Origin of the sequence: Flavobacterium daejeonense DSM 17708, assembly GCF_000425425.1 — a bacterium.
Classification (GTDB): domain Bacteria; phylum Bacteroidota; class Bacteroidia; order Flavobacteriales; family Flavobacteriaceae; genus Flavobacterium; species Flavobacterium daejeonense.
In genome coordinates this window covers 201662-218848 of the sequence record NZ_AUDK01000003.1, presented here as the reverse complement: position 1 = coordinate 218848, position 17187 = coordinate 201662, and the positions used below count along the sequence as shown (strand labels likewise).

The 17187-nt window shown below is 36.3% G+C and carries 13 protein-coding genes; 3 read left to right on the top strand and 10 right to left on the bottom strand.

Annotated elements, in window-relative coordinates; all coding sequences use genetic code 11:
• Positions 1-5 precede the first annotated feature (5 nt).
• Positions 6-1346: a DUF5689 domain-containing protein gene (locus tag H599_RS0104410; protein WP_026713018.1), complete on the top strand. Its 1341-nt coding sequence runs from the start codon at positions 6-8 to the stop codon at positions 1344-1346.
• On the opposite strand, the gene H599_RS0104405 is transcribed toward H599_RS0104410, so the two are convergent.
• The 3 genes from H599_RS0104405 to H599_RS20725 all read right to left on the bottom strand — a co-directional run bounded on the left by H599_RS0104405 (position 1343) and on the right by H599_RS20725 (position 8847).
• Positions 1343-2461 (bottom strand): SMI1/KNR4 family protein, encoded by a 1119-nt coding sequence (locus H599_RS0104405; protein ID WP_035141151.1) that lies wholly within the window; start codon positions 2459-2461, stop codon positions 1343-1345. The genes H599_RS0104410 and H599_RS0104405 overlap by 4 nt on opposite strands.
• Positions 2462-2605: 144 nt before the next feature.
• Positions 2606-3301 carry a hypothetical protein gene (locus H599_RS0104400; protein ID WP_026713016.1) on the bottom strand — a complete coding sequence of 232 codons (696 nt, stop codon included), beginning with the start codon at positions 3299-3301 and terminating at the stop codon, positions 2606-2608.
• The gene (locus tag H599_RS20725) at positions 3298-8847 is read right to left on the bottom strand and encodes a rhamnogalacturonan lyase family protein (protein WP_162174246.1); all 5550 of its coding nucleotides are present in this window, start codon (positions 8845-8847) and stop codon (positions 3298-3300) included. The genes H599_RS0104400 and H599_RS20725 overlap by 4 nt, the downstream gene beginning before the upstream one ends.
• Before the next feature lie 276 nt (positions 8848-9123).
• Between H599_RS20725 and H599_RS0104385 the strand changes: the two genes are divergently transcribed.
• Positions 9124-9597: an FKBP-type peptidyl-prolyl cis-trans isomerase gene (locus tag H599_RS0104385; RefSeq protein WP_026713015.1), complete on the top strand. Its 474-nt coding sequence runs from the start codon at positions 9124-9126 to the stop codon at positions 9595-9597.
• Between the two features lie 4 nt (positions 9598-9601).
• On the opposite strand, the gene H599_RS0104380 is transcribed toward H599_RS0104385, so the two are convergent.
• On the bottom strand, positions 9602-11692 hold the full coding sequence (locus H599_RS0104380; RefSeq protein WP_026713014.1) for a TonB-dependent receptor family protein: 2091 nt from the start codon (positions 11690-11692) through the stop codon (positions 9602-9604).
• Between the two features lie 140 nt (positions 11693-11832).
• Here H599_RS0104380 and hflX point away from each other — a divergent pair, with 140 nt between their 5' ends.
• Complete coding sequence (hflX, locus tag H599_RS0104375; protein ID WP_026713013.1) at positions 11833-13065, top strand: GTPase HflX; 1233 nt, start codon at positions 11833-11835, stop codon at positions 13063-13065.
• A 74-nt stretch (positions 13066-13139) separates the two neighbouring features.
• Here hflX and H599_RS0104370 read toward each other — a convergent pair whose 3' ends face one another.
• The 6 genes from H599_RS0104370 to H599_RS0104345 form a co-directional block, all read right to left on the bottom strand.
• The gene (locus H599_RS0104370) at positions 13140-13991 is read right to left on the bottom strand and encodes a DUF3078 domain-containing protein (RefSeq protein ID WP_026713012.1); all 852 of its coding nucleotides are present in this window, start codon (positions 13989-13991) and stop codon (positions 13140-13142) included.
• Between the two features lie 79 nt (positions 13992-14070).
• Complete coding sequence (locus H599_RS0104365; protein WP_026713011.1) at positions 14071-14583, bottom strand: DUF2480 family protein; 513 nt, start codon at positions 14581-14583, stop codon at positions 14071-14073.
• 84 nt (positions 14584-14667) lie between these two features.
• Positions 14668-14991: a DUF59 domain-containing protein gene (locus tag H599_RS0104360; protein WP_026713010.1), complete on the bottom strand. Its 324-nt coding sequence runs from the start codon at positions 14989-14991 to the stop codon at positions 14668-14670.
• 75 nt (positions 14992-15066) lie between these two features.
• Positions 15067-15486 (bottom strand): SufE family protein, encoded by a 420-nt coding sequence (locus H599_RS0104355; protein ID WP_026713009.1) that lies wholly within the window; start codon positions 15484-15486, stop codon positions 15067-15069.
• Positions 15476-15913, bottom strand: a complete 438-nt coding sequence (locus H599_RS0104350; protein WP_026713008.1) for a hypothetical protein — start codon at positions 15911-15913, stop codon at positions 15476-15478. Before H599_RS0104350 ends, H599_RS0104355 begins: the two co-directional genes overlap by 11 nt.
• A gap of 2 nt (positions 15914-15915) precedes the next feature.
• Positions 15916-17130, bottom strand: a complete 1215-nt coding sequence (locus tag H599_RS0104345; RefSeq protein WP_026713007.1) for an aminotransferase class V-fold PLP-dependent enzyme — start codon at positions 17128-17130, stop codon at positions 15916-15918.
• Positions 17131-17187 lie beyond the last annotated feature (57 nt).

The window sequence follows — 17187 nt, the reverse complement described above, 5'->3', positions numbered from 1 at the left end:
CTGTTATGAAAAATTATACTTTTCCATTGTTTTTATTATTATTGGTTTTGGGAGGCTGTACCAATGATGCGACAGAAATTCCAAAATTAAGTTGTAACCAACCCGACTTTCCGGTCAACAAAATGGTAGAAAATATTCAGCAAACCGCGGCAGAAATTGTGGCTCAATATCCGTATGACGATGTCATTGAAGCTTATGTGGTTTCGAGTGATGAAAACGGGAATTTTTTCAAAACAATTTCGTTACAAACTTTAGCGACAGAAACCACTCCGGCGGTTGGTTGTAGTGTGCCGGTAGATGCAACGAATCTTTATGTTGATTATCGGATTGGGAATAAAGTTTATATCAAATTGAAAAATCAATACACGGATTTGTATTACGGAAGCTTGCGAATTGGCAGTTTATACGTCAATACTTACAATCAGGGCGGTGTTGGAAGGCTTTCGCAAAATGATTATAAAAAAGTATTAAACGCTTCCTGTACCAATGTAAAAGAAGAACAATTAGTTCGTGCTATTGATTTGGGCGAAATCAATGATTCTCATTTGAATACACTTATTGAATTGAGTGATGTGCAGTTTACGGAAGCCGCTATTGGTCGCCATTATTATGAAGAAACGAATGATGTAGGCGGAGCGACCAATTGGAATTTGGTTGACAAAAAAGGAAATCAACTGATTTTCAGAACGAGCACTTATGCTGATTTTTCAAAAAATATTGTTCCGGAAGGAAGTGGAAAAGTACGGGGCGTTTTAACCAAATATGCTTCCGATTATCAGTTAATTGCCCGAAAAGAAAGTGATGTTCAACTCTCTGAAACCCGAAACATTCCTTTTTTTGTCGAAGATTTTCAATCCGTTTCGGATGGAACTAATTTGAGTTTGCCGGGTTGGAGTAATATTATAGAAGCCGGAGCTATCGTGTGGAAAGGCGGAATCACTTCCACTAATGGTTACGCTGAATTTGCGATTACAGGAACAAAAGTAGCATCGAATATTGTTTGGTTGATTTCGCCAAAAATTGATATGGATACGCATACTAATGAAAGGCTTTCTTTCAGAACCGCGCAGCATCATCTCGATGTAGATTCGCCTTTAAACACCCTTAAAGTATATGTTTCGACCAATTTTGACGGTGCAAATATTAAAACAGCGACCTGGATTCCAATTTCGGCACGAATCCCAACTCAAACAACACCCTGGCACGAATTTATCGGTTCAGGAACAATTGATTTATCTGGCTATTCCGGAAAAATTAATATTGCTTTCAAATACATCGGTTCCGGAAAAAATTTGACCTTAGACGGTGCTTTTCAATTGGATGATGTACAAATTTATGGAGATTAGTTGAGCTTGTATTTTTTTTCCAGATAAGGTGTTAATTTTTCATAAGGGATAATTGCCCAATCCATTAGATTACAATCTTTAGAATAGGATAAGCAAAATAAAAATCCTTTTTTGGTAAGGGCAAAATTAGGTATGGCCCAGCTGGTAACTTCGTTGAGTTTGCAATCAGTGCTTTGCATTTGTTGCGGATAAAGTTCGCTTAAAATAGAGAATAATTTTGGAGCAAAGATGGCTTTACGGTATTCATAAGTTTGTGTAATTTCATTTGCAGCTGGTTTTGGATTTTGGGGATCGAACCAAATCAAACTTTCCAAATCTACTGATTGTCCTGTTTGCATATCTAAGGTAAAAAACTGTTGTGTTTTAACTTCTGGCTGGTTTTTAAAAGACATAGAAGTTATTATTTTAAAACTAATAATGCCTTCATTGAGATAAAGCAGTTCAGCCTGAATATTCAGATTGCTTCTGTTTGGGTTGAAACGAAAATAATCCTGAAGGATGGCCAACTGAATTTGTTCAAGGTTTTTGTTAATGGAATCGCAGTTTACTTTTTTGTTTTCATTTTGTACTCTGAAAAAAGAGATTCCGGATTCCTTTTCGGTTAACCATTCTAATTGAAAATTTTTAGCTGCTTTTTCGGTTTTGATTTTATCCAGTTGAAAAATAAAAACTTTGTAGCTGTCATAAGGATCCAATTCTTTGGATTTTGAATAATAAAAATAGTTAGCTTCGGGATTTACGTTAATTGGGTAGAGGATTACATTTATTTTCTTATCAGAACCTTCCCGCCAATAACCTTTCCAGTTTCCGTCTTTTTCTTCCCTGATAACCAGATTTTTTTCTGTTTTTTCTGTTTCCAAAGAGATAAATTGCCAGGTATTACCAATGAAATTGCCCTCCATATACTGGTCTGTTTTTTTATCATCAAAAAAATAGTCCAGATAACGTACAGGAGATTCGTTATAGCATTTGATTTTTAAGGTTAAGGTTTTTTCTCCTACTTTTCCCTGAAGAAAAATCATTTTGTCAATATGTGCCAATAACTGCCCGGAATTTGAAATTACGGGTAGAAAAAAGGAAAGTAGAAAAAATAGAATGACGATGGTTTTTTTCATTGGTTTGGATTAAAAAAAGCGGCCCGAAATTTTAAATAACGAGCCGCCTTTATTAGGTTTAATAATAGAGCCCAAACAAAAATAAACTATTTTTTGAAATGCCTTTTCTGATTCAATTTTAATCTGAATTGGCTTTGCTGGGGCTTATTGGTAAGTATAGCTTACAATAGAAGTCGAATAAGACCCTTGCGCATCAATTGTGTTAATTTTTATTTGATAGCTTGAATTTAACACTGCTACAAAATCGGCTACTGAAGTAACCGTTTGATTCGTCAAAGATTGAATGACAACATTGTCTTTTTTGATTTCGATATCATATTTTAAAGTGCTGGCATTCGAATCTTCGTCTTTACCTATCCACGATAAACTAGCCATGCTGGTTGTGCTGTTTACACTAAAATTGATTATTGCAGCATAAGGTACATAATTCCCGACTGGGTTTCCGGGTGTGGTAAAAGAATAAGTAGCACTGGTTTTTTCACCATCTTTATTTTTAGCAGTAACGGTCCAGGAATAAGTTTTCCCTTTGTCTAAAATTACTTTTAAAACATTTGTCGAAACCGTTTGATTGGCAACTTCTACTCCGGCTTGCTTAATTACTAAAGCATAAGATGTGGCATAGGCGGCCGAAGCCCAGCTAAAGCTTATTTCGGCTTTAGCTGAATTATTAGTTACGGCTGTATAACTGCTACAGCTTTCTCCGTTAACGGGTAAGGATAATGAAGGTGTTTCAGGTAAATTTACTTCAGGTGTATCACTTCCGCCACCTCCACCGCAGGATGTCATAAGTCCTAATCCGATTAACAGGAATATTGTTTTTATTTTTTCTATCGTTCTCATTTCAAAATAACTTTAAAAGTTTCTACTTCGCTTCCCTGAGTAATTTTTATCAAATACATCCCAGTTGCATAACCACTTAAATCAATACTGTTAGTATTTTCAGCATTGGCCTCAAGCAATAAAGCACCATTGTTTGTATATAGCTGAATCAATCCTTTACGAACACCTTGTATATAAACAACATCAGCCGTTGGATTAGGATGAATGCTTACTGACGGACTGAGATTAAAATTATCTTCTACCTTTTCCTGACAGTCACTATTAGTTGCTATAGTCACAGTATTTGTTGCCTGAAGCAAGTTAGCATTAATTTCAATTTTAGACGTTTCCGTTGTTCCGGTTAAGTAGGTTTGTACAAGTCCGTTAACAGTCACAATGTATTCATTACTTCCTGAAACGGTATAACCCACCGTTTTGTTAGCTTCTTCTCTTTTAGCAGTTATTGCCGAAATTTCTTTGACAACAACACTATAGGATTCTTGGAAATTAATGGAAGGAATGATAATTGTCACTAAGTAGGTCCCTGCAGCAAAATCGGATCTCTCCCAATTTGTAGTAGTCGTTATAGTTTGATTTGTTAAGGCGATATTTACGCCGTTTCCAGTAATATTCAGGTTGTATGTATAATTGTTCAAATCAGAGCCAATACTAATTTTACCATTAGCCTTGTCAGGACAAGTAGGCGTTTCAACATATACTTTTAGTTTTGGAGTAGTATGTTTGAAAGTCACTGTGCTGCTAGCAGTAGTTACCTGAACTCCTGCATTTCCTGCTAAATCTGCAAAATTGATTGTAAAAGGAATAACTCCTTCGGCATCGGCAGCCATCATAGTATAGGTAGCTTTGTAATTGTTACCAGAAATATTGGTAGCGCTTACAGTATGTCCTGCAATAGTAACTGTTGGAGTATTAATAGCTTCAGATGAAGAGAAATTTAGCGTAACAACATCTCCTTCTTTGGCCATTTTGGTATTGGCATTATTAGAAGTAAATGCAACTGTTGGTAATGTTGGAACAGTGCGGTCAAAAGTTACTGTTTTAGCATCTGTTGTTGTACTTACTGTGGCTCCTGTATTTCCGGCTGCATCTTTGAATGCAATTGAAAAAGGAATTACTCCCTCGCTATCGGTACTTGTCATCGTGAAAGTAGCACTATAGCTGTTTCCACTCACATTTGTTGCAGTTACATTATGTCCGGCAATTGTCACTACCACATTGGATATTGTAGCTGAAGCGGTAAAATTCAAGCTAACGATATCCCCTGTTTTTGCCAAGGTAGGAGTGGCATTGTTTGATGCAATTGTAACCGTACTAAGACTAGTAACATTTTTGGTAAAACTAATTGTACTAGTTGCAGTTGTTACCTGAGCAGCTGCATTTCCAGCCAAGTCAGCAACATCAATTGTAAAAGGAATTGTACCCTCCGTATCAGAAGTTGTCATCGTGTACGTTGCACTGTAGTTGTTTTCTGAGGTATTAGAAGCCGTTACTGTATGTCCAGCGATAGTTACCATAGGACTGCTAATAGCTTCTGAGGATATAAAATTAAGTGTAACTATGCTTCCTGGTTTTGCAATTGCATTGTTAGCGTTATTTGAGGTAAATGTTACAGCTGAAACGGCAGGAGCAGTGCTGTCGAAAGTTACTGTTTTCATATCTGTAGTGGTGCTAACAGTAGTTCCTGCATTTCCAACATAATCTTTGAAATCAATAGAAAAAGGAATTATTCCTTCGATATCAGAATTTGTCATTACATAAGTTGCACTAAAGTTATTGCTGCCAAGATCTGTTGCCGTTACTATATGTCCCGCAATAGTTACTCCAATATTAGCAATACTTTCAGAAGCTGTAAAACTTAAAGTAACTGTATTTGCTGTTTTAGCTAAAGTAGTTGTTGTATTGTCAGATGCCAGAGTTACTGTGCTTAATGTTGGAACAGTGTTGTCTATTGTATATGTTTCACCTGAAGTAAATCCGCTACTAATTGTATTACTCGAATCATCAGTAATTCCGGTACCACTGGCGTTCAAGTTTAAACGTAAAGTTCCGTCACCGCTAATGTTATTGACAGTTACATCATAAGAAGAAGCTGATGCAGCAGTTACAGAACCGATTGTTCCAACAGCAGTTTCTGTAGTAGTTACACTAAAATCGCTGGTATCCACCCCGCTTACATTAGCAGAAAATGCAACATTATAAGTAACAGAAGTTGCATTTGTTGTAGCAGCAGCCGGTGTTTTTCTAGTAATGGATGAAACACCTACTGTGGAATGACCTGCAATGGTAATCTTAGCGGTTGGAATATTATTTATGTCCATATCATATCCAATGTAATAACTTGGATAAGGAGGCTGGTTGTAGCCTGAATTTTGCCAGGCAATTGCCGTACGGTATTGCGGATCATGCATTAAAGTAGGTATGCGATAACTTGTTTCTGAATCGGTTGTAAAAATAACCAATTCAGAACTATCAGATTTACGAAGAATAACTTCTTCTCTCCAATCTCCTAAAATATCCGCTTGTAAATTAGGGTTTTTCTTAGTGTCGTTATTAGAGGTTACTGCATAGTCTGAGTAAATAGTGTATAAACGAGTTGGTTTTTTGTTTACGTAATCCCATTTGTCAATAACATTTCCGTTTAATAATTCACGACCTAAATCACCATCCCACCAAATACCAAAGTTGTAGGTTGGTTTGTAAGTACTGATAGGATTTCCTTTAACATCATATACACTGTCTCCGGAAGACCCCCACATTTCGTAACCTCTGTAGTTTGGATCCATATCGGCAGCCATAGAACGACCTACGTCGCCGGTAGTGGCAATTCCCCAGTTAGTTTGTCCCGTTTTGGCATCGTATTGTCTTAGTCCCAATCCATCGTAGGAGCCCGGAGATTCCAGATTAATCCATATTTCCTGTCCAGGTTTGTCTATATCCATATCGGTCATGTGTAAGGCATCACCATGTCCCATTCTATAAGTCCAAAGCGGTTTTCCGTCATCGTTGATGACACTCGAACCATTGATAATTTCATCTTTGCCATCTCCATCTACATCACCTATTGTCATTTGGTGATTACCCTGACCTGAATAAGCATCATATTCCGGATGATTTGGGTCTTTACTGTCAAATATCCAACGAAGAGTTAGTTGTCCGTTTCGCCAGTCATAAGCAGCACGCACTAATTTGTTATAGTAACCACGACCTACAATTAAACTTGGTCTGGCACCATCCAGATAAGCTACTGCCGACACGAAGCGATCCGCACGGTTTCCATAGCTATCTCCCCAATCAGAGATGCTTCCTCTGGCAGGTTGATATGTTACCGTTTGCATTGCAGCACCTGTAAGCCCATTAAAAACAGTTAAGAATTCAGGACCGTCTTGTACCCAGCCGCTAGAATTACGATAATCTACATTAGGGTTTCCAATAACATTTCCCTGACCATCAACAGTACCGTCGGCCGTTTTTAGGATAATTTCAGCTTTACCATCTCCATCAAAGTCATAAACCATGAACTGATTAAAGTGAGGTCCGGCATTCATGTTGATACCTAAATCAATACGCCAGAGTCTAGTTCCATCTAAACGGAGACAGTCAAAAATTTGTTTACCACTATAACCTCCGGAATTATGATTTTCAACAGTAGCTTCCCATTCCAATATAATCTCATATATTCCATCACCATCAACATCACCCACTGAGGCGTCATTGGCTATATAGGAATAGGTTTGTCCGTCTGGCAGTGTTCCTCCAGGAGGCATTTGAAGTGGAATAGAGAGATGTTTACTAGACCAAGGTGTAACAGGAGTTGTTTCTGCGCCTTCTACTCCATTAATAATTTCTTTAACGGTATAAGTATTGCTGGTAGTTCCTGAATTGTCAGTATAATTGGTAGATGTTGTTATAGGTGTAGCGTTTATTTTTACCCCATTACGATACACATTAAAGGCTATTCCTGCTGGATCATCTCCTAATAATCGCCAGCTTAAAAATACAGAACTACTTGTTTTCTGAATAGCTACAAGGCCTCTGTTTAAAAACTCCATTTGTTTAGGAGTTGTTACTACCGCATCCGGTATTTGTAGAGTGCTAACTCTTACTGTATTTCCATAAGATGCTGCTCCACCATTAATGGCATAGGCTCTGATATAATAAAAAGTTCCCGGAGTTAATCCTGATAGTGTCAAGGAATATTCACCTAAACCTGCGTTAATATCAGCCACTTTTCCATCATTAATGGTAGGGTTGGAATTGTTATTGCTATACACAACGCCTCTTTCAGTTACAGCTACTCCACCATCAGAAGTAATATCTCCTCCTGTAACAACAGAAGTTGTTGATATGTTTGTTGGATTATTGGTTGTAAGTACTGCCGGAGGTGGTGGTGGAACATACAATCTGGCAATAGGTGTAGTAACGCTGTTAGAATTTGATTTTGTATATACTATATAAGGATATGGTGAGCTGCCTATAAAGGTTGCCACATTTCCTGTTGGTTCATCTATTCCACGAGCGGCATTTTTATCGGTTAATTCTGTCCAAGATATACTGCCAGCTTCTAATTTATGTACTCGGGCAACTTGTACATACGAAGAACCACTATATTTGTCAACATAAGAGCAAAACACATTATTACTTGGATCATTAATCAGACTAATGTATTGTCCATCTCTTGATGATAGTGTTGTTTTACCGCTCCAGCTAGAAGTTGTTTTATCAAATTGGACAACAGTTGTTCTATTAGTGTTACCTGTATCAAACATTGCCATACAAAGGTTGTTATTTCCATTATTGGCAAGACATATTTGACGAAGTCCACCAATTGGAGTAGGGTTTATACTTTCAGCCCATGTTGTACCATTAAAACTAAAAAGTGCTAAAGTTCCTGAAGTGTCTCCTGTTGTAGTTAAACTTGTGTATGTTAACCAAGGTTTGTCATTCGAATCAATAGTTAAACTAGGTAATGCTGCTAAACCAGTAGTAGCCGGACCTGTTCCTACTGTTTCCCAGCTAGTTGTGTCGATGTTGAATTTTTTGACATAAGGTATTAAACCTGCATCAGCAAAAGCAACATAAATTGTATTGAAAGAATCAAATGCAATAGAGAATCTTTGCCCTGAAAATTTAGTACTTACCTGATTGACATTTCCAGTTGAAACATAAAGCGAATTGCTGTCGGAAGGATTCAAAGGATCCCAAGTTCCTGCCACATAATCATATTTTTTTATTGCTAACTTAGAACTGGCAGAACCATCAATATAAGCAACATACAAGTTACCTACGAGATCTGCAAAAATTTGTGTGTAAGTGGCACTTGTTCCAAGATCAATACCCACCTGAATCCAAGTACCGTCTGATAAACGTTTTTTTACTTTGGGCACTCCACTTTCTGTAAGTGCTACATAAGGCGTAAAAGTTGTTCCGTTTTTTATAACTGCAATGCTGGTATAAGCAGAAGTTGCGGATGCTATCTGTGATTCATTACCCAGAATACTCCATTCCTGAGCATTTGCAGAGAAGCAACTGAATAAAAAACAGATCATCAGACTGATTTTAAGGCATAGCTGATAATAAAAAAAAGTAGTTTTTCTGTTCATAAATTATTTGGTTAATGGTTATTAGTTAGGAGTAAATTTAAGTGGTTGTTTATTGTTTTGTATCCTGTGCTGTCTTGTAGTGTCCTGAAATCCATACAGGTAAGTTGCTGTGCTTAACAGGATTTCTTGCCGGATTTTTTTAAGTTTTAAAGGTGTTAAAGCTAATTTTTAGCTGGCATTATTGAATTTTATTATATTTGGCTACATTTAAAAAAATAGATTATGAAAAAGCTACTATCGGCAGTATTAATTATGACCCTTTTTATTTCTTGTAAAAAAGAAAGTAAATCGAGTGAAGCAGGAAGCGAAATTCCTTATATCGCTAAAAACGAAAAAGAAATTGAAAAATACGTTGCCGAAAAAGGATTAAAAGGAACTAAAAGCGAATCCGGATTGTATTATGTAATCCAAGATCCGGGAACCGGAGCTCAGGCCACACCAACTTCAAATGTAACCGTGGCTTACAAAGGTTATTTTATGGATGGAAAAGTATTTGATCAAAGTGACGAAAAAGGAATTTCTTTTGGGTTGAACCAAGTAGTAAAAGGCTGGACTGAAGGAATTTCATATCTGAAAGAAGGCGGAAGTGCAATATTAGTCATTCCGGCTAAATTAGGATATGGCGGAAATGATTATGGAAGTATTCCGGGAGGTTCGGTACTTGTTTTTGAAGTAAAATTGCTTAAGGTAAACTAGTTTTTTACAAAAACAGGTAAGAAACACTCATTCCAGCATAATAATTTCTGGGATCCCCAGGATAATAGAATCTTGCCGGAGCATTTCCAAAACCTACAGCATTAGGCAAAATGCTGGCGGCATAACGACCGTTTAATGTATTGTTGATTCCGGCGTAGAATTCTGTTTTTAAACTTTTTAGCAAGTTAAAAGCATAACTTGTTTTTATATCCAACAGCTGATACGAATGGCTGTATTTTGAATTAGCATCATTCATAGGGATTTGTCCGGTATTTCTAAAAGAAGTGTTGAGTCGAAATCCCTGAACGGTGCTGAATTCAAGTCCCAAATTCCATTGTATATCCGGAACATTGGTGAGTTTGTTTCCGGAATAATCATGATCTCCATCCACAAATTTTTCAAAAACAAAATGATTGATTGTCCCAGAAAAATAAGGGTTCAATTGCCATTTGTCCGATTTTAAAAAGCGGTAATTCACTTGAAATTCTATTCCCTGATGACTGGTTTCCCCGGCATTAACTCCTACATATTGGTCATCGGCCGTACGCTTGGCAACTAATAAATTGGTTATGTCAATATAAAATAATGCCAATTCCGTATATAAACTATTGTTGAACCAATTGCCTTTAAAACCTACTTCGTAATTCCAACCGCTTTCCGGTTTTAAAGCAGCGTTAATAGTGCCTCCAGGAGTTAAAGTTTCGGCAACAGCCGGCACCGAAAATCCTTTACTGACTGACAAGTAAATGTTTTTTCCCTGGCTGATTTTGTAAGAAAGTCCTAGTTTGGGAGACCAAATTTTTCCGAACGATGAAGGCTTGTCACTTTCTATATTGCTGTCCGATAATTCAGTTTCCATTGTATATCGGGTAGAATTCATCGCCAAACCACTTTCTAAAAGGAGTGCGTTCGTTAGTTGAAATTGCAGTTCCAAAAAATAATTGATGTAGTGTCGGTTTTGATTGATATTGCTAAACGAATCACCTTTTATACTGCCCTGTCCCGGTTGTGTTTGATAAAGATTTTGGCAAAGACTGTATTCGTATTTTTCATTCAAAAATTCGACACCGCTACTTATTTCCAAAGGTTTTTTTAGAAAATAATTTTTGTAATTGATTTTGGTTCTAAAACCTAAAGCATTCGATTTATCCATTAAAATATCAAAAGGACGGTCTTCATTTCCTTTCTTTAAATTGGAGAAAAAACTGGTCTTCGCCGACCATTTTGCTGAAAATTGGTGCTGGTATCCAATTCCCCAAATCAATTTATCGTAAGATTCATTTCCTCTGGCAGCCGCCCAACTTGCAGCTGCTTTTTGAGGCTGATACAGAAAATCGTTTTCATTTATCGAACTCGGGATATAGGCTTTGACACGGGTAAAAATTCCCAAATAAGATAATTCTCCTTTCGGACTAATTGCTTGTTTTCCGTGCAAATTGAATGATTTTCGGTCGTAAGCGCTGTTTTCTCTAAAACCGTCATTTTGTAAATGAGTAAAACCGGTAAAAAGATTTGATTTTGAAAAAGAAAATCCTCCGGAAAGATTTTGTTTAATCAAACCAAAACTACCATAAGTTGTGTTTGATTTTCCAAAAGCTGCTGTGGTAGTTTTTTTAGGTAATAAATGAATTACGCCGCCCAATCCGGAACCAAAACTGCTGGAATTAGGCCCTTTGATAATTTCAATACTTCTAATGGATTCCAAATCTAAATCCTCCAACGTTGTTTCGCCTTCTCCGGTTGTTAGCGGAATATCATCAAAATAAGCTTTCACTTTGTTGGTTCCGTAAGGAGTTCTCGCGCCAATTCCACGAATAGTGATTCGGTTTGTGTTTAATGCGCCTTGTTGCATATACAAACCGGGAATAGTGTTCAAAATTGGAGTCAAAATCACGCCGTTATTTTTGGTAAGATCGTTTTGACTTACTATCGCAACAACCGATGCTGTATTTTGAATCGTCGTTTGAATGGGAGAAGTTTGGATTGGTAAATCCGAAAGCGTGATCGTATCTTTCTGAATTTGTCCATAAAGACTTGTTTTTAGTAAAAAGAGCAAACAAAGCGCCTGATAACGAACAAATTTCTTGAGATTCATAGCTTTTGAATAAAAAATAAAGATATTCATTTGTATTTAAAAGGACAAAATCAACAGGCAAATGAAAGACTATTTTTTATAAAAACATAATTTCCAATACTATCCGGCAAATCATTAAATTTGTAGCCTTATTTAAAGACATGTTAGAAAAAGAAGTAATCAATTTTGAGAAATCGGTCATTGTAGGTATTGTGACCCAAAACCAGAGTGAAGAAAAACTCAATGAATATTTGGACGAATTGGAGTTTTTAACCTTTACTGCCGGCGGACAGGTAGTGAAGCGTTTTTCGCAAAAAATGGACAAACCTAATCCTAAAACCTTTTTAGGAACCGGAAAAATAGATGAGATTAATTATTATGTAAAGGAAAACGGAATCTCGACCATTATTTTTGATGACGAATTAACGCCTTCCCAACAAAAGAATATTTCCAAAATTATCGATTGTAAAATCCTCGACAGAACTAATTTGATTCTGGATATTTTTGCGCAAAGAGCCGAGACTTCCTACGCACGTACTCAGGTAGAACTGGCACAATGTCAATATTTACTACCGCGACTTTCCGGTTTATGGACACACTTAGAGCGTCAAAAAGGGGGAATCGGGATGCGTGGTCCGGGGGAAACTGAGATTGAAACCGACCGTCGTATTGTACGCGACCGAATTTCGTTGTTGAAAGACAAAATCAAAACCATCGACAAGCAAATGGGCGTGCAGCGCAGTAACCGCGGTGCAATGGTGCGTGTGGCTTTGGTAGGTTATACCAATGTGGGAAAATCTACGCTGATGAATACCATTGGAAAAAGTGATGTTTTTGTCGAAAATAAATTGTTTGCCACTTTGGATACTACCGTTCGAAAAGTGGTAATCAAGAATTTACCATTTCTGTTGTCGGATACGGTTGGATTCATTCGAAAATTACCTACACAATTGGTAGAATCGTTTAAAAGTACACTGGATGAAGTTCGCGAAGCAGATTTATTATTACATGTCGTTGATATTTCACATCCGGATTTTGAAGATCATATTGCTTCGGTAAATCAGATTTTGGTGGACATCAAAGCCAGTGACAAACCTACTTTGATGGTGTTTAACAAAATCGATGCGTATCGTCATTTAACTATTGATGAAGATGATTTAATGACTGAAAAAACAACCAAACATTACACGCTTGACGAATGGAAATCGACCTGGATGAACCGGGTGGGAGAGCAAAATGCTTTGTTTATTTCGGCGGCACAAAAGCAAAATTTCGAAGAATTCAGAGAAAGAGTGTACGAAGCCGTTCGTCAAATTCATATTACCCGTTTTCCATACAATAAATTCCTGTATCCGGATTATAAGGATGCGATTGAGAAAGAAGAAAAAGAATAGTTTTTTCGAAATAAACATAAAAAAATCCCTTTTCAGAGCTGATTCTGAAAAGGGATTTTTATTTTGGAAAAAAACTAAAAACCATAATTGATTCCTAATCCAAAAATTTCTTTAATCTGAAAAGCTTTGATCGCATTGTCATCATAAATGGCTTGCATGTTAATATTAGCCGAAAGGTATTTGTTAATTTTCATCACCATATTCATTTGGTAATTGATATCTACATTTTGAGGATCTTCTAAATAGTTAGAATACAAATTCAGAATATTTTCAATGGATACATTAGTTATAGGGCTAACTTTATAGTAAGCCGAAATACTGGCTCCAAATTCAAAACGGCTATTATCTCCTTGCAAAACTCCGAAAGAAGTGCCTAAATCGGTGAAATGTTTGTGCACCAAAATCAATTTACCCGCAGCCGGAGCAATATTGATACTTAGATTATTGTCTTTTTTCCATAAAAAACCGGGACCAAACTGAAAATATGCCGGCGAGAAAAAATGAGATATTTTTAAACCATCTTTATCTAAACCGGTATCCATTTGTGATTTAAAATTAAAATACATGGAATAATACCAGTTTTTAATTGTAGATTTTTTCCCCCAAAGTGAATTCAGTTCAATACGGTCATCAGTTTTAGCCATCCTTTCATTACCTTTTATTTTGCTCAGTCCGTAAGCCAGGATGAATTTGTTATCCCAAACAACATTGCCTTTTTTATAATTGAAATCATAGTTTAAATTAAAATTTCCCGCCACGTTAGAAGTTCCGCCACCCAGCCATTCTTTGTTGTATGCCGACTGACTTAATAATAAAGAGGCATTACCTTTAGTTGTCCAGATTTTTGTGGTGTCTTTTGGCATTTCCTGAGCGTTTATAGAAAGGACAGCAAACGTTAATACGATGAGTAGAAATAGTTTTTTCATAACTTTCAAATGATTGATGAATAGTAAATATAAAAAAAATGCTACTTAAAAAGTAGCATTTGATTTAATAAATATGTGGTTAATTGCTTTTAGGCGCTTTGTATAATGGCACTGCCGAACAGGCTTCACCATACATAATACTTCGGGCAAAAGGCTGTAAATAATGAGCCGCCAGAATATAAGCCCGCATTGGAACAGGTTTTTTAGAGCAACCTTTGATAATTACAGGCTTGTTTATGTAAACGCTGTAATCAATTTTTGGAAGCAATTCTTCATAGAGTGCCGCATCCATATCTTCATTTTTCCCATTAATGATTTTTTTGGCAAAAGGGGCTAAATGAACTGCTACTAAAATAGATGCCCAAGCCGGAATTATCGCATCGGTATTACAAAAAACAGATACATATTGATCCTGATATTGTGCCCAATCGTGATTTTTTAGCTGTTCGCGAAAATCTTTTTCTTTTAACAATAAACCTTCCAGAAGCCATTGCGAAATATCAATTTGTGCGCGAATGCCTTTTGGATAGTAATCTTCTAAATCGAAAACTTCCAAAACACTGTTGGCTACTTTGTTTACTATTTCTTCCATTTTTTCAGTGTTCAGTAATCAGTGTTTAGTAATCAATGCAGGCAGGTATTTTAGACTGCTAATGTGCTGCCCACTGAATACTAATTAAAGCATTCCCAATTCTAATTTGGCTTCTTCACTCATTAAATCTTTGCTCCAAGGCGGATCGAAAGTAATTTCTACTTCGGCTCCTTTTACATTTGGAATAGATTTAATTTTTTCTTCAACTTCTCTTGGTAAACTCTCCGCTACCGGACAGTTTGGCGAAGTCAATGTCATTAAGATTCTTACTTCATAATCCGTATTTATCATTACATCATAAATCAAACCTAATTCGTAAATATCTACAGGAATTTCAGGATCGTAAATGGTTTTTAGTTTCATTACGATAGATTCTCCTAATTCGTTAGTGTCTATTTCTTGTTCCATTTTGTTTTATTTTTTTGTTTAAAATTATATGAACCATATAAGTCATATAAGTTTTGTTGCTATTTAAAATTGAAATTATTTCTTAGCATCGAATGCCAAAGCATACATTTTAATATTCTTAATCATCGAAACCAAACCATTGGCTCTGGTTGGTGATAAATGCTCTTTTAATCCAATTTCATCAATAAAATCCATTTCGGCATCAATGATGTCTTTTGGAGTTTGGTTTGAAAAAACCCGAATTAAAATAGCAATAATTCCTTTGGTTAAAATGGCGTCACTATCGGCTGTAAAAACTATTTTATCGTTGTCTTTTTCGCCTTGAAGCCAAACTTTAGATTGACATCCTTTTATCAAATTTTCGTCAACTTTATATTCTTCTTTAATAAGCGGAAGATTTTTTCCTAATTCGATGATGTATTCATAACGTTGCATCCAATCGTCAAACATCGAAAATTCGTCCACTATTTCGTCTTGTATATCTTTAATTGTCATTGTCTTTTTTTGCAAATGCATTGATTTTAGTCACTATTTTTTTTATTGCTTTGGGAGGAAAACCATGGTCAAAACTTTGTGATTCATAGCTCTTTCCTTCATAATTTATTTTTAGTTGGGCTATGGCAGCGCCGTCATAAAAACGTTTTTCGGTAGGTGATTTTAAGTTTTTTATTTCGTCTAAATTCACTTCCTGAAAAAGCTGTACCAATTCTTTCCAGTCGGCATCGGAAATTTTTGATTGAATGACTTTTCCTTTTCGGTCTTTTTTTATACTTAGCTTATGATTTTCAATTACTATTTCCTGAAAAAAACCTCTGGAATTGGCAGTGTAAATCAGTTGCGCCGTTTCCATTTTCTTTTGGGCTTCACTTTCGCAACTTTTACCCAAAAACAAAGTCAATATGAATAAAGTCAGTACTTTCATTTTTAAGACAGCATCATTTTAGCCTTTTTAACCGCTTCCACTAAAGCGTCAATTTCTTCTTTCGTATTATAAAAAGAGAAAGAAGCCCTGATAGTTCCCGGAATACCAAAGAAATTCATAATCGGTTGCGCACAATGATGTCCGGTTCTTACAGCAATACCCAATTTATCAATAATGGTACCAATGTCATAAGGATGAATTCCTTCTATATTAAACGAAATTACCGAAGTTTTATTCTTAGAATTTCCATAAATACGCAAACCTTCAATTTCCGATAAACGTTCGGTAGCATAAGCTAATAATTCTAATTCCTGTTTTTGAATGTTTTCAAAACCTACTGAATTCAGATAATCGATTGCTGCTCCCAGCACAATTCCACCGGCAATGTGCGGTGTTCCGGCTTCAAATTTATGAGGCAAATCGGCATAAGTGGTTTTTTCAAAAGAAACTTCTTTAATCATTTCGCCACCGCCCTGATAAGGAGGTAATTTATGTAACCATTCTTCTTTTCCGTACAAAACTCCGGTTCCTGTCGGGCCGCACATTTTATGACCTGAAAATGCATAAAAATCGCAATCCAATGCCTGAACATCTGGTTTTAAATGTGGAACCGATTGAGCTCCGTCAATCAAGATGGCTGCTCCTGCTTCGTGCGCTTTATCAATCATGTATTTCACCGGATTGATGATTCCCAAAGCATTCGAGATATGATTTACTGCTACGATTTTAGTTTTTCCAGAAAGTAATTTATCATATTCTGACATGATTAACTCTCCGGTTTCATCCATTGGAATGACTTTTAGCGTAGCTCCGGTTTTCTCGCAAAGCATCTGCCAAGGCACAATATTACTATGATGTTCCAAATGGGAAACAATCACTTCTTCACCCGGTTTTAAAATGGCCGCAAAACCATTGGCAACCAAATTAATCCCAAAAGTAGTTCCTGAAGTAAAAAGCACTTCGTGAGCATGTTTGGCATTAATATGATGTTGTACTTTGCCACGAGCTACTTCGTAAGCATCTGTTGCCAGTTGGCTCAAAGTGTGCACGCCACGGTGAATGTTGGCATTAATTTCCTGATAATATTTTGAAATGGCATCAATTACCACTTGTGGTTTTTGTGATGTTGCCCCGTTGTCGAAATATACTAATGGTTTTCCGTTTACTTTTTGATTTAAAATAGGAAAATCAGCTCTTATCTTTTGAATGTCTAGCATAACTATTTAGAAAAATTCTATTTTACAAAAGTACTAAAACTAAAATTGTTTTTTGTG

Bases quoted from the DNA above. Each gene is read 5' to 3' on its own strand.
- H599_RS0104410 (WP_026713018.1), top strand. From the start codon at position 6: ATGAAAAATTATACTTTTCCATTGTTTTTATTATTATTGGTTTTGGGA.
- H599_RS0104405 (WP_035141151.1), bottom strand. From the start codon at position 2,461: ATGAAAAAAACCATCGTCATTCTATTTTTTCTACTTTCCTTTTTTCTA.
- H599_RS0104400 (WP_026713016.1), bottom strand. From the start codon at position 3,301: ATGAGAACGATAGAAAAAATAAAAACAATATTCCTGTTAATCGGATTA.
- H599_RS20725 (WP_162174246.1), bottom strand. From the start codon at position 8,847: ATGATCTGTTTTTTATTCAGTTGCTTCTCTGCAAATGCTCAGGAATGG.
- H599_RS0104385 (WP_026713015.1), top strand. From the start codon at position 9,124: ATGAAAAAGCTACTATCGGCAGTATTAATTATGACCCTTTTTATTTCT.
- H599_RS0104380 (WP_026713014.1), bottom strand. From the start codon at position 11,692: ATGAATCTCAAGAAATTTGTTCGTTATCAGGCGCTTTGTTTGCTCTTT.
- hflX (WP_026713013.1), top strand. From the start codon at position 11,833: ATGTTAGAAAAAGAAGTAATCAATTTTGAGAAATCGGTCATTGTAGGT.
- H599_RS0104370 (WP_026713012.1), bottom strand. From the start codon at position 13,991: ATGAAAAAACTATTTCTACTCATCGTATTAACGTTTGCTGTCCTTTCT.
- H599_RS0104365 (WP_026713011.1), bottom strand. From the start codon at position 14,583: ATGGAAGAAATAGTAAACAAAGTAGCCAACAGTGTTTTGGAAGTTTTC.
- H599_RS0104360 (WP_026713010.1), bottom strand. From the start codon at position 14,991: ATGGAACAAGAAATAGACACTAACGAATTAGGAGAATCTATCGTAATG.
- H599_RS0104355 (WP_026713009.1), bottom strand. From the start codon at position 15,486: ATGACAATTAAAGATATACAAGACGAAATAGTGGACGAATTTTCGATG.
- H599_RS0104350 (WP_026713008.1), bottom strand. From the start codon at position 15,913: ATGAAAGTACTGACTTTATTCATATTGACTTTGTTTTTGGGTAAAAGT.
- H599_RS0104345 (WP_026713007.1), bottom strand. From the start codon at position 17,130: ATGCTAGACATTCAAAAGATAAGAGCTGATTTTCCTATTTTAAATCAA.